The organism is Kosakonia beeri (assembly GCF_054165705.1).
The window spans coordinates 433080-446369 of the sequence record NZ_CM135106.1 but is presented as its reverse complement, the minus strand read 5'-3'; the positions used below and the strand labels follow the sequence as shown (position 1 = coordinate 446369).

The following is a 13290-nucleotide window of genomic DNA, read 5'->3' as shown; positions in this document are numbered from 1 at the left end:
ATTTTACGTATTTGGAAACATATGTAACGCCAGACCGGTTCCCGCCAAGGATGCGCGGCCTGGCACGCCGTCAAGATTGTGCGTTATGACGGCTGAAAATAACCGTTTCTCCACCGCTATCGGTCTGGATCCAGGACTGCGCAGGCTGCGTTGTTGCAATGATCCGCCCCTGACGAATCGACCAGCGTACCGGCGCCTGGCAACGCACGGCATCAAAGCCACTCTCAACAGGCAAAATGATCATATTCGCCGGGTTGCCGGAGGCAATCCCATAATCCGTCAGGCCAAAGGTTCTGGCGCTGTTATGAGTGATTAAATGCAACCCATGCTCAATTTGCTGATACCCCATTAACTGACAAACATGTAACCCCATATGCAGCACCTGCAACATGTTGCCAGTGCCCAGCGGATACCAGGGGTCAAACACATCATCATGGCCAAAACAGACATTAATACCTGCGGCCAGTAACTCTTTCACCCGTGTGATCCCCCGGCGTTTCGGGTAATCATCAAAACGGCCTTGCAGATGGATATTGACCAGCGGGTTCGCCACAAAGTTAATGCCAGAGAGCTTTAACAAGCGGAACAGGCGTGACGTATACGCGCCGTTATAGGAGTGCATGGCGGTGGTATGGCTGGCAGTAACCTGTGAACCCATGCCCATTTTTAACGCCAGTGCGGCAACCGTTTCCACAAAGCGCGACTGCTCATCGTCGATTTCATCACAATGGATATCCAGTGGACGCCCATATTTTTGCGCCAGGCCAAAGGCGATATGCAGCGATTCAACGCCATATTCACGCGTAAATTCAAAGTGTGGGATCGCACCGACCACATCGGCCCCCAGACGCAACGCCTCTTCCAGCAATGCGGCCCCATTCGGATAAGAGAGGATCCCTTCCTGGGGAAACGCAACGATTTGCACATCTATCCACGGCGCCACTTCAGCTTTCACTTCAATCATCGCTTTCAGGGCCGTTAACGACGGATCAGAAACATCAACGTGTGTGCGTACATACTGCACGCCGTTGGCCATTTGCCACTTCAATGTTTGCCAGGCGCGGGCTTTCACATCTTCATGCGTGAGCAGCGCCTTGCGCTCAGCCCAGCGTTCAATGCCTTCAAATAAGGTTCCCGACTGGTTCCAGTTCGGCTCGCCTGCAGTTTGCGTGGTGTCGAGATGAATATGTGGCTCAATAAATGGCGGTAATGCCAGCCCCCCACGCGCATTCAGCACCTCGTGACTGTCGGTGTGTGTCGATTCCATGGGCGTGATGTCGCCAAAGCGCCCGTTCTCAATTGCGATTTGCCACAACCCTTCGCGATCCGGTAAATGCACGTTCTGGACGAACCAAATCGGTGCTGAAGACATAGCGCTACTCCTTCCGTTTTCGTCTGAAATTTCGGATCAGACACCGAGGCAAAAAACCCTCTCTTTTTGTACACAAATTCTGCAATCCAGAAAAGCCTGTTATTTCTACAACTTAGAAAAACCAATAAAAATCAGTCATCTACTCATTAAGTGGTATGTGAAGGTGTATTTGATGCACATCAATAAGCCCGGAGGCTGAATCGTTAAGGTAGGCAGTAATAGAAAAGAAATCGAGGCAAAAATGAGCAAAGTCAAACTCGCTATCATCGGTAACGGCATGGTCGGTCACCGCTTCATTGAGGACCTCCTCGATAAAGCCGACGCCTCCGAATTCGATATCACCGTTTTTTGTGAAGAGCCGCGTAAAGCCTACGACCGCGTGCATCTTTCTTCTTACTTCTCTCATCATACAGCCGAAGAGCTGTCACTGGTCCGCGAAGGTTTTTACGAGAAACATGGCGTCAAAGTGCTGGTTGGCGAACGTGCGATCACTATTAACCGTCAGGAAAAAGTGATCCACTCCAGCGCCGGGCGCACCGTCTGGTATGACAAACTGATCATGGCGACCGGTTCCTACCCGTGGATCCCGCCGATCAAAGGGTCTGAAACCCAGGACTGTTTTGTTTATCGCACCATTGAAGATTTGAACGCCATTGAATCCTGCGCCCGTCGTAGCCGCCGCGGTGCAGTTGTCGGTGGTGGCCTGCTCGGTTTGGAAGCCGCAGGGGCGCTGAAAAACTTAGGTGTTGAAACCCACGTTATTGAATTCGCGCCAATGCTGATGGCAGAGCAACTCGACCAAATGGGCGGCGAGCAGCTCAAACGCAAAATCGAAAGTATGGGCGTACGCGTCCACACCAGCAAAAACACCAAAGAGATCGTCCAGGAAGGTACCGAAGCGCGTAAAACCATGCGTTTTGCGGACGGCAGCGCGCTGGAAGTAGACTTTATCGTCTTCTCTACCGGTATCCGCCCACGTGATAAACTCGCCACCCAGTGCGGACTGACCGTGGGTCAGCGCGGCGGTATCGTGATTAACGATAACTGCCAGACTTCCGATCCGGATATTTACGCCATTGGTGAATGTGCGAGCTGGAACAACCGCGTGTACGGTCTGGTGGCGCCTGGTTATAAAATGGCGCAAGTTGCTGTTGACCATATCCTGGGCACCCGGAATGCGTTTGAAGGCGCGGATCTCAGCGCCAAACTGAAACTGCTGGGCGTTGATGTGGGCGGTATCGGCGATGCTCACGGTCGCACCCCTGGCGCACGCAGCTATGTTTACCTCGACGAAAGCAAAGAAGTCTACAAACGCCTGATTGTCAGCCCGGACAATAAAACTCTGCTGGGCGCAGTACTGGTGGGCGATACCAGCGATTTCGGCAACCTGCTGCAACTGGTGTTGAACGCGATTGAATTGCCGGAAAACCCGGATGCGCTGATCCTGCCAGCCCATGCCGCTGGCGGTAAACCCTCTATCGGCGTCGATAAGCTGCCCGACAGCGCGCAAATTTGCTCCTGTTTTGACGTGACCAAAGGGGACCTGATTGCCGCAATCAATAAAGGCTGCCATACCGTTGCGGCGCTGAAAGCAGAAACCAAAGCCGGTACCGGCTGCGGCGGCTGCATTCCTCTGGTCACTCAAGTGCTGAACGCCGAACTGGCAAAACAGGGCATCGAAATCACCAATAACCTGTGTGAGCACTTTGCCTATTCCCGCCAGGAGCTGTACCACCTGATCCGCGTGGAAGGCATCAAAACGTTTGATGAATTGCTGGCGAAATACGGCAAAGGCTATGGCTGCGAAGTCTGTAAACCGACCGTCGGTTCGCTGCTGGCGTCATGCTGGAACGAATACATCCTGAAACCGCAGAACACGCCGTTGCAGGACACCAACGATAACTTCCTCGCCAACATCCAGAAAGACGGCACCTACTCTGTGATCCCACGTTCCGCAGGGGGTGAAATCACCCCGGAAGGTCTGATGGAAGTAGGCCGTATCGCCCGTGAATTTAATCTCTACACCAAAATTACCGGTTCCCAACGCATTGGCCTGTTTGGCGCACAGAAAGATGACCTGCCGGAAATCTGGCGTCAGTTGATCGAGGCAGGCTTTGAAACCGGCCACGCTTACGCGAAAGCGCTGCGTATGGCGAAAACCTGTGTTGGCTCAACCTGGTGCCGTTACGGCGTAGGCGATAGCGTTGGTTTCGGCGTTGAACTGGAAAACCGCTACAAAGGCATCCGTACACCGCACAAAATGAAGTTCGGTGTTTCTGGCTGTACCCGCGAATGTGCGGAAGCTCAGGGGAAAGACGTGGGCATTATCGCTACCGAAAAAGGCTGGAACCTGTATGTCTGCGGTAACGGCGGGATGAAACCGCGTCATGCGGATCTGCTGGCGGCGGATCTCGATCGCGAAACGCTGTTGCATTATCTCGACCGCTTTATGATGTTCTATATCCGTACTGCCGACAAACTGACCCGTACTGCATCCTGGCTGGATGCCATGGAAGGCGGTATCGACTACCTGAAGAGCGTGATCATCGACGATAAACTGGGCTTCGACGCACAGTTGGAAGAAGAGATGACCCGCCTGCGCGAAGCGGTGATTTGCGAATGGACAGAAACCGTAAATACCCCTGCTGCGCAGACCCGCTTCAAACATTTTATCAACAGCGATCGTCGCGACCCGAACGTGCAGGTTGTGCCAGAACGTGCGCAGCATCGCCCGGCAACCCCGTATGAGCGCATCCCGGTAACCATGGTGGAGGAAAACGCATGAGCCAGTGGAACACTATCTGCAAAATCGACGACATTCTGCCCGCAACCGGCGTTTGCGCGCTGTTGAACGACCAGCAAGTGGCCATTTTCCGCCCTCGTCATGATGACCAGGTGTATGCCATCAGCAATATCGACCCGTTCTTCCAGGCCAGCGTGTTGTCACGCGGGATTATCGCCGAGCACCAGGGTGAGTTATGGGTCGCCAGCCCGCTAAAAAAACAGCGCTTCCGCCTGCGTGACGGGCTGTGTATGGAAGATGAAAGCCGTTCCGTAGCGCATTTCGACGCGCGAGTAAAAGACGGCGTGGTGCAGATTAAAGCGTAATACCCCGGCGGGGGCGCAATGTTCCCGCCTTTCTTTTTGATTTTTAAACTTTTCCTCTTAACTTTGGATAATCAACATCATGTTTACCGACACGATTAATAAGTGCGCGGCGAATGCTGCGCGTATTGCCCGGCTCTCCTCGCAAAATCCTTTGGGTTTTTGGGTCAGTTCCGCAATGGCAGGGGCTTATGTGGGACTGGGTATTATTTTGATTTTCACGCTGGGTAACCTGCTCGATCCCGCCGTGCGTCCACTGGTGATGGGGGCGACATTTGGTATCGCTTTAACGCTGGTGATTATTGCGGGTTCGGAGTTATTTACCGGGCATACGATGTTTCTGACGTTAGGCGTTAAAGCGGGGGCCATCAGCCACGGTCAAATGTGGACGATCCTGCCGCAAACCTGGCTTGGCAACCTGCTCGGCTCCGTGTTCGTCGCCCTGCTCTATTACTGGGGCGGCGGTAGCCTGTTACCCGTGGATAACAGCCTTGTGCATACTGTTGCGCTGGCAAAAACCAGCGCCCCGGCCAGCGTTTTATTCTTTAAAGGCGCGCTGTGTAACTGGCTGGTTTGCCTGGCAATCTGGATGGCGATCCGTACCGAAGGCGCCGCAAAATTTCTCGCAATCTGGTGGTGTCTGCTGGCTTTCATTGCGTCCGGTTACGAGCACTCTATTGCTAATATGACCCTCTTCGCCCTTTCCTGGTTTGGTCATCATAGCGACACCTATACCTTAAGTGGTATTGGTCATAACCTGCTGTGGGTAACGCTGGGCAATACTTTATCTGGTGCCGTATTTATGGGTTTGGGTTACTGGTATGCTACCCCGAAATCAGAGCGTCCTGACGCAGTCAACGCCGTGAAAAACCAGGCAGCAGCGAATAACTAAAATACTGAGGTAATGTCGTGGATCATTTGCCAATATTTTGCCAGTTGCGCGATCGTAACTGCCTGTTGGTGGGCGGTGGAGATGTCGCAGAACGTAAAGCCCGACTGTTAATGGACGCGGGTGCACGACTTACCGTCAATGCCCTCACTTTTGTGCCGCAATTCTCCGTCTGGGCAGACGAAGGCATGCTGACGCTGGTGAAAGGCGAATTTAACGAATCATTACTGGATACATGCTGGCTGGCGATTGCCGCTACCGATAATGACACGGTCAATCAGCGCGTCAGCGATGCGGCAGAAGCTCGCCGTATATTTTGTAACGTGGTCGATGCGCCAACCCAGGCCAGTTTTATCATGCCTTCCATTATTGACCGTTCGCCGCTGATGGTGGCGGTCTCTTCAGGTGGAACCTCTCCTGTACTGGCACGGTTACTGCGCGAAAAACTCGAGTCGCTGCTCCCGCAACACCTTGGCCATGTCGCGCGGTTTGCCGGTCAGTTGCGCGGCAGGGTGAAGAAGCACTTTTCCACCATGAGCGAACGCCGTCGCTTCTGGGAAAAATTATTCGTGAACGACCGGCTGGCGCAGTCGCTGGCGAATCAGGACCAGCCTGCCGTCGAACACATCACTGAGCAGTTGCTGGCCGAACCGCTGGATAACCGTGGTGAAGTGGTACTGGTGGGTGCCGGGCCGGGCGATGCCGGGCTACTGACATTAAAAGGGCTGCAGCAAATCCAGCAGGCAGATGTGGTGGTTTACGACCGGCTGGTTTCCGATGACATTATGAATCTGGTGCGCCGCGACGCCGATCGCGTATTTGTGGGCAAGCGCGCCGGCTATCACTGCGTACCGCAGGAGGAGATCAACCAGATCCTGCTGCGCGAGGCGCAAAGTGGTAAACGCGTTGTGCGCCTGAAAGGTGGCGATCCGTTTATTTTCGGGCGCGGTGGCGAAGAGCTGGAAACGTTGTGCCATGCGGGCGTGCCTTTCTCTGTGGTGCCCGGAATTACCGCGGCCTCTGGGTGTTCAGCCTATTCCGGCATTCCGCTGACGCACCGCGACTATGCGCAAAGCGTCAGGCTGGTCACCGGGCACCTGAAAACCGGCGGCGAACTGGACTGGGCAAACCTGGCGGCAGAAAAACAGACCCTGGTGTTTTATATGGGCCTGAATCAGGCCTCAGCCATTCAGACCCAGTTGATTGCTCACGGCATGCAGGCCGATATGCCCGTGGCCCTGGTCGAGAACGGTACGTCGGTGCAACAACGCGTAGTCAGCGGGACATTGTCGCAGCTTGGTGACCTGGCACAGCAGGTAGAAAGCCCGGCATTGATTATCGTGGGCCGTGTGGTTGCACTGCGCGATAAACTGAAGTGGTTTTAAAGACAGAAAAAAGGGCAGGTTGAACCTGCCCTTTTTTATTGCGCCCCTAATTACGGTTTGGCCACAAAGCCAATCGCTTCGTAGACTTTGCTCAGCGTTTCAGAAGCGCGGGCGCTGGCTTTCGCCGCCCCTTCTTTCATCACCTGCTGCAGGAAGGCTTCATCGTTACGATAACGGTGATAGCGCTCTTGCAGTTCGGACAGCATGCCTGACACCGCTTCCGCGACTTCACCTTTCAGATGACCGTACATTTTGCCTTCGAAGTGCTGCTCCAGTTCTGCGATGTTCTTTCCTGTTACTGCAGACAGAATATCCAACAGGTTAGAAACGCCTGCTTTGTTGGCAATGTCGTAACGGACAACTGGCGGCTCATCGGAGTCGGTCACCGCGCGTTTGATTTTCTTCACTACCGCTTTCGGATCTTCCAGCAGGCCAATAACGTTGTTGCGGTTATCGTCCGACTTGGACATCTTTTTGGTCGGCTCCAGCAGCGACATGACGCGCGCGCCAGATTTCGGAATGAACGGCTCTGGTACCTTGAAGATCTCGCCATAAATCGCGTTAAAACGCTGCGCGATATCACGGCTCAGCTCCAGATGTTGTTTCTGATCTTCGCCTACTGGCACCTGGTTGGTCTGATAAAGCAGGATGTCGGCGGCCATCAGCACCGGGTAGTCAAACAGACCGGCGTTAATGTTTTCTGCATAGCGTGCAGATTTATCTTTGAACTGAGTCATACGGCTCAGTTCGCCGAAATAGGTGTAGCAGTTCAGCGCCCAGCCTAGCTGCGCGTGCTCAGGCACGTGAGACTGAACAAAAATGGTGCTCTTTTGCGGATCGATGCCGCAGGCCAGATACAACGCCAGCGTATCCAGCGTCGCTTTACGCAGCGCCTGCGGATCCTGACGAACGGTGATGGCATGCTGGTCAACGATGCAGTAGATACAGTGATAGTCATCCTGCATGTTCACCCACTGACGCAGCGCACCCATATAGTTGCCAATGGTTAATTCACCTGAGGGCTGTGCGCCACTAAAGACGATGGGCTTAGTCATTTTTTATTTCCTGATTTTCACTGTGCGGGAGCCCGAGCGCGGGCAGTAACGCTTTAAAATGTTCATATACGTAGTCGGGCTCACTGAGAGCAATGGCTTCGCCATAGTTGTAACCGTACGTCAGTCCAACCGAGACACTCCCCGCGGCCTTCGCAGCCTGGATATCGTTACGTGAATCCCCGACGAAGAGTAACTCATGAGGTTGAATATTGAGCTTTTTGCACACCAGAAGCAACGGTTCCGGATGCGGCTTTTTGTTCACCACATCATCACCACCCACCACGAAAGTAAAGTACTGCGCAATGCCCAACGCTTCCAGCAACGGGGCAACAAACGGTGTGGGTTTATTGGTTACCAGCGCCAGCGGCAGGCCTTTGGCATGCAGCGCTGACAACGTTTCAGCGACATCAGGGAACAGAAAGCTACCCTCTTCCACGGTTTCTTCGTAATAACGATTGAACAACTTACGCAGCATGCGCACCTGCTCTTCTTGCGGAATATCGCTTTGATCAACGTCGGGCTTGCCCTGCGCAGCACGCTGGATCGCACGCTCCTGACGTGACCAGTTTAGGGCGCGCTCCATCAGCACATCGGCACCGTTACCAATCCACGTCACCACGCGCGCTTCGCCAGCCTGCGGCAACTCCAGCGCATACAGTGCGCTATCGACCGCCGCCGTAAGACCTGGCGCGCTGTCCACCAGCGTGCCATCAAGATCAAAAGCAACGCCGCGAACTAACTGCATTTTATCCATGACTTACCTTCGCCAGTTCAAGACGCATTTCATCAATCACTTTTTTGTAATCCGGCTGGTCGAAAATCGCCGATCCCGCAACGAACATATCTGCGCCAGCGGCAGCGATTTCGCCGATATTGTTTACCTTCACCCCACCGTCGACTTCCAGGCGAATATCGAAACCAGACGCGTCAATGCGACGACGAACTTCGCGCAGCTTGTCCAGCGTATGGGGAATAAAAGACTGGCCGCCGAAGCCAGGGTTCACCGACATCAGCAGGATCACATCCAGCTTATCCATCACATAGTCGAGGTAGCTCAGCGGCGTAGCCGGGTTAAACACCAGCCCCGCTTTACAGCCATTCTCTTTGATCAGTTGCAGAGTACGGTCGACGTGTTCAGACGCTTCAGGATGAAAAGTAATGATGCTGGCACCCGCCGCGGCGAAGTCCGGCACCAGGCGGTCAACCGGTTTGACCATCAGATGCACATCGATAGGGGCGGTTATGCCGTAGTTTCGCAGCGCTTTCAGCACCATCGGTCCGATGGTCAGGTTCGGCACGTAATGGTTATCCATCACGTCGAAATGCACGACATCGGCACCGGCAGCAAGCGCTTTAGCCGTGTCTTCACCCAGACGAGCAAAATCAGCCGACAGGATCGAAGGGGCAATCAAATACTGTTTCATCCGCATCTCCTTGAAAAATGATAAGTCAGCAGGCTGGCGGCGCGGTGAAAGCAGGTTACCGGGTTGCCGGGCGGTAAAGCGCCAGCAATTCATCCACCTTTTTACGTGTGCCGCCATTACTACTGATGCTGCGCCGCACTTTCACCACATGCAATTTGGCCTGACGATACCACTCGCGCGTTAACGCCGTATCGTGGTTTGAAATCAACACCGGGATTTGGTTCAGCACCAGGTTTTCAGCAATCGCGGCCAGATGTGCCTGCTGCTCCAGATTAAAACTGTTCGTGTGATACGCCGTAAAGTTCGCGGTCGCGGAAAGCGGCGCGTAAGGAGGATCGCAGTAAACGACGGAATTCTCGTCCGCACGCGCCATGCTGTCGGCGTAAGACTCGCAGTAAAAAAAGGCATTCTGCGCTTTTTCCGCGAAGTGATACAACTCGGCTTCCGGAAAATAGGGTTTTTTATAACGACCGAACGGCACATTAAACTCGCCGCGCAGGTTATAGCGACACAGGCCATTATAGCCATGACGGTTGAGATACAAAAACAACAGCGCCCGCCGGAACGGCTCCTGGCACGCGTTAAATTCATCGCGAAATTGGTAATAAATAACGGATTGGTTAGTCTCAGGCGTAAACAGATCGCGCGCATGATGCACATACTCATCAGCACGGTCTTTAACAATGTTATAGAGACTAATCAGGTCGCTGTTGATATCCGCAAGGATATAGCGTGAATACGACGTATTAAGGAACACCGAACCCGCGCCGACGAACGGCTCGATTAGGCATTCCCCCTGCGGCAGGTGCTTTTCGATATCGTCGAGCAGGGGGTACTTCCCCCCTGCCCATTTTAAAAAAGCGCGATTCTTTTTCATGCTGACTGGTTGCTTACACTCTCTCCGGCTGTGGAGAAAGCTCCGACAGCATCCTGCGCTTTAGACATTACTTAAGATCGGCCTGAACCTGATGCAGCGGCTTCGCCCATGGGTTTTTAGCCTGCACATCGGCTGGCAAGGCTGCAACAGCACGTTTAGCATCATCTTTTGACGCATACACGCCGCTCACCAGCACATACCACGGCTGACCGTTACGGGTGGTCTGATAAACAACGTAGTTTTTCAGACTTTCTTTCTTCGCCCACGCGTTCAGGTTGCTGTAATTCGACGAGCTACTGAGCTGCAATGTGTAATGACTACCTGGTGCTGATTTCAGTGCGCCTACGTTACCGGTTGATGTGGCACCGCTCGCAGCAGGCGTGGCCGTGGCCGCAGGAGCGGTAACCGCTGGCGCAGTCGTGGTTGCGGTTGCTTTCGGCTGCACTGGCGTCGCCGCGGGTGCTTTGACCGGCGCAGTGGTGGTCTCGGTGTGCTTCGGCGGCTGAGCAACAGGTTTCGACTCCGCTTTTGCCACCGGTGCTTTCGTTACCGGTTTCGGTTCAATAACCATTTGCTTACGCTCAGGACGCGAAGTGGCGGTATGAGCTTCTGCTGGCGCAGCCTGCTGACGCGCAACGGCACCATTACCGTTACGCACTGGCGCGACGGTTGCCGGTTCCGTAGGCAGCGTAGACGTGACCGCACTGTCAAGCTGAGTCTGATTTTGCGGCTGTGACAGCGCATTATTCAGGTCGCCCTGAACCTCGACTCGCTGCTGACCTTCCGGTGCGACAGGTGCCTGCCCCTGAGAAGGGGTTGAGGAAATCGGTGGCAGAGAAACATCCTGCTGTGCATTGCCCGCAGTCTGTTGCTCCGCTGTGTTACCCGGCGCTGGCTGAGCGCCATTCGCCTGATCGGCTGCGGTGCTGGTCGCGCCCGCATTGCCGTTATTGCCCGACAGATCAATATTTTTCTCTGTCGACGCTTGTTGTTCGTTGGTCGTGGAAGGCGCGGGAGATTTCAGCGCAGAACCGATGCCGACAATCAGCAGCAACAGCACCACAATACCAATACCCATCATCATGTACTGGCGGGACGCAGGTTTCGCAACTGCGGCTTTTTTACGCTTACGCGGACGACGTTCCTCACGCTCCTCGTCCAGAGCGTCTTCATCCTCTTCATAACGTTCTTCTTCGCGCTCATCGCGTGCCCGGCGGGTACGCGAGGGACGGCGATCGTCGGCGTCTAAATCAACCTCATCGAAGTTGATTTGCGGTTCGTCGACACGCTCGGAAGATTGACGAGAACGACCAGTACGACGATCGCTGGGATCGGGTTTCAGCTCGTCTTCTGGTTTGAATTCATCCATTTAACACCCCACTCAAAGGCGTATGCCACCACCTGCACAGCGCCCGAAATTAAACGTCACTTTCTATCGTGACCAGACCTTTCTAATAGTTACGCTTGCTGGCAATCAGCAATAGCGCCGAGTACTACATCGTGCGACACTCCGCCGCGCACTTCACTCTTCCCTATCGCCAACGGAAGCACTAAACGCATCTCCCCCGCCAGCACTTTTTTATCGCGCATCATATGCGGTAAATAGGCCTGTGCAGACATTTCGCGCGGCCCCTGCACCGGCAAGCCCGCCCGTTCAAGCAACGCAATAATCCGCTGCGTTTCGTCTTTACTGAACTGACCAAGGCGTTCAGACGCACGCGCCGCCATCACCATGCCAGCCGCAACAGCTTCGCCATGCAGCCAGTTACCGTAGCCCATTTCCGCTTCAATGGCGTGGCCGAAGGTATGTCCAAGATTGAGTAAAGCACGTAAGCCCGTTTCACGCTCATCGGCAGCGACAACGTCGGCTTTTAGCTCACAGCAGCGGCGGATACAGTACGCCATTGCCGGGCCATCAAGACGCAGTAGCGCATCCATATTCTGCTCAAGCCAGGTAAAGAACTCGCCATCAAGAATAATGCCGTATTTGATCACTTCAGCAAGACCCGATGACAACTCGCGGGCAGGCAGGGTTTCCAGACAATCAAGATCGACCACCACGGATGCAGGCTGGTAGAACGCGCCGATCATGTTTTTGCCTAGAGGGTGGTTTACCGCCGTTTTACCGCCAACGGAGGAATCAACCTGAGAAAGGAGCGTGGTCGGCACTTGAATAAAGCGCACGCCGCGCTGGTAGCTGGCTGCCGCGAAACCGGTTAAATCACCGATCACACCGCCGCCAAGCGCGACTAGCGTTGTGTCGCGCCCATGAGGTTTTTGCAACAAGGCAGTGAATACCGTGTCCATGACTGCCAGACTTTTATACTGCTCACCATCCGGCAGAATAACACTGTCAACGTTCACACCTGACTGCTCCAGTACCCGGCGGACTTTATCCAGATAGAGTGGAGCCAAAGTCTCGTTGGTGACCAGCATAACCTGATCCCCAGCCTTCAGTGGCGCGAAAGAAGCTGGATCGTTGAACAAACCAGCCGCGATGGTGATGGGGTAACTACGTTCCCCGAGAGTGACGGTAATCCTCTCCATGACGCGACATCCACCTTAGTTGCTTAAACCCGCAGGCCTGTAATTAAGCCAGAATTAGTTACTTTCCAGCATATGAATAATCTGGTTTGCGACCACTTTAGCGCTCTGGTCGTCGGTACGAATGGTGACGTCCGCAATCTCTTCGTACAGCGGATTACGTTCATTCGCCAATGCTTCCAACACCTCGCGCGGCGGCGCGTCCACTTGCAGAAGCGGGCGTTTTTTGTCACGTTGAGTGCGAGCCAATTGTTTTTCGATAGTGGTTTCCAGATAAACCACTACTCCACGGGCGGAGAGACGATTACGGGTTTCGCGAGATTTTACAGAACCGCCGCCGGTGGCCAGTACGATGCCCTGTTTTTCCGTCAGCTCGTTGATGATTTTTTCTTCGCGATCGCGGAAACCTTCTTCACCTTCAACATCGAAGACCCAGCCCACATCAGCTCCGGTTCGTTTCTCAATCTCTTGATCAGAATCGTAAAATTCCATATTGAGTTGTTGAGCTAACTGACGCCCAATAGTGCTTTTGCCGGCACCCATAGGCCCAACCAGAAAGATATTGCGTTTCTCTGCCATTTTTTCGGTACTACTAAGACTATTCGTTGATGATAAACCCGCTTCGCAGACACCCAGCGT

The 13290-nt window shown here is 54.0% G+C and carries 12 protein-coding genes; 4 read left to right on the top strand and 8 right to left on the bottom strand.

Translation table 11 applies throughout. From position 1 onward, the window contains the following. Nucleotides 1-70: 70 nt before the first annotated feature. A complete protein-coding gene (locus ACUY4S_RS02095; protein WP_312689638.1) occupies nt 71-1372 on the bottom strand; it encodes a cytosine deaminase in 1302 nt (433 codons plus the stop codon). 241 nt (nt 1373-1613) lie between these two features. Here ACUY4S_RS02095 and nirB point away from each other — a divergent pair, with 241 nt between their 5' ends. From nirB to cysG, 4 genes are all read left to right on the top strand, one after another. After that, the gene (gene nirB / locus ACUY4S_RS02090; RefSeq protein WP_312689640.1) at nt 1614-4157 is read left to right on the top strand and encodes a nitrite reductase large subunit NirB; all 2544 of its coding nucleotides are present in this window, start codon (nt 1614-1616) and stop codon (nt 4155-4157) included. Then, nucleotides 4154-4480: a nitrite reductase small subunit NirD gene (gene nirD, locus ACUY4S_RS02085; RefSeq protein ID WP_312689643.1), complete on the top strand. Its 327-nt coding sequence runs from the start codon at nt 4154-4156 to the stop codon at nt 4478-4480. Before nirB ends, nirD begins: the two co-directional genes overlap by 4 nt. 79 nt (nt 4481-4559) lie before the next feature. After that, nucleotides 4560-5369: a nitrite transporter NirC gene (gene nirC, locus ACUY4S_RS02080; RefSeq protein WP_458022884.1), complete on the top strand. Its 810-nt coding sequence runs from the start codon at nt 4560-4562 to the stop codon at nt 5367-5369. Nucleotides 5370-5386: 17 nt separating this feature from the next. Further along, complete coding sequence (cysG, locus tag ACUY4S_RS02075; protein ID WP_458022883.1) at nt 5387-6751, top strand: siroheme synthase CysG; 1365 nt, start codon at nt 5387-5389, stop codon at nt 6749-6751. A 50-nt stretch (nt 6752-6801) separates the two neighbouring features. On the opposite strand, the gene trpS is transcribed toward cysG, so the two are convergent. From trpS to aroK, 7 genes are all read right to left on the bottom strand, one after another. Next, entirely contained in the window at nt 6802-7806 is a 1005-nt protein-coding gene (gene trpS, locus ACUY4S_RS02070; protein ID WP_458022882.1) for a tryptophan--tRNA ligase, read from the bottom strand. Continuing rightward, on the bottom strand, nt 7799-8560 hold the full coding sequence (gph, locus tag ACUY4S_RS02065; protein ID WP_312689650.1) for a phosphoglycolate phosphatase: 762 nt from the start codon (nt 8558-8560) through the stop codon (nt 7799-7801). Before gph ends, trpS begins: the two co-directional genes overlap by 8 nt. After that, nucleotides 8553-9230 (bottom strand): ribulose-phosphate 3-epimerase, encoded by a 678-nt coding sequence (gene rpe, locus ACUY4S_RS02060; RefSeq protein WP_312689651.1) that lies wholly within the window; start codon nt 9228-9230, stop codon nt 8553-8555. Before rpe ends, gph begins: the two co-directional genes overlap by 8 nt. Nucleotides 9231-9285: 55 nt before the next feature. Continuing rightward, complete coding sequence (gene dam, locus ACUY4S_RS02055) at nt 9286-10107, bottom strand: adenine-specific DNA-methyltransferase (protein ID WP_458022881.1); 822 nt, start codon at nt 10105-10107, stop codon at nt 9286-9288. Nucleotides 10108-10174: 67 nt separating this feature from the next. Further along, nucleotides 10175-11476 (bottom strand): cell division protein DamX, encoded by a 1302-nt coding sequence (damX, locus tag ACUY4S_RS02050; protein WP_458022880.1) that lies wholly within the window; start codon nt 11474-11476, stop codon nt 10175-10177. Between the two features lie 89 nt (nt 11477-11565). Then, a complete protein-coding gene (gene aroB / locus ACUY4S_RS02045; protein WP_458022879.1) occupies nt 11566-12654 on the bottom strand; it encodes a 3-dehydroquinate synthase in 1089 nt (362 codons plus the stop codon). 54 nt (nt 12655-12708) lie between these two features. After that, complete coding sequence (gene aroK / locus ACUY4S_RS02040; RefSeq protein ID WP_312689659.1) at nt 12709-13230, bottom strand: shikimate kinase AroK; 522 nt, start codon at nt 13228-13230, stop codon at nt 12709-12711. Nucleotides 13231-13290: the final 60 nt, after the last annotated feature.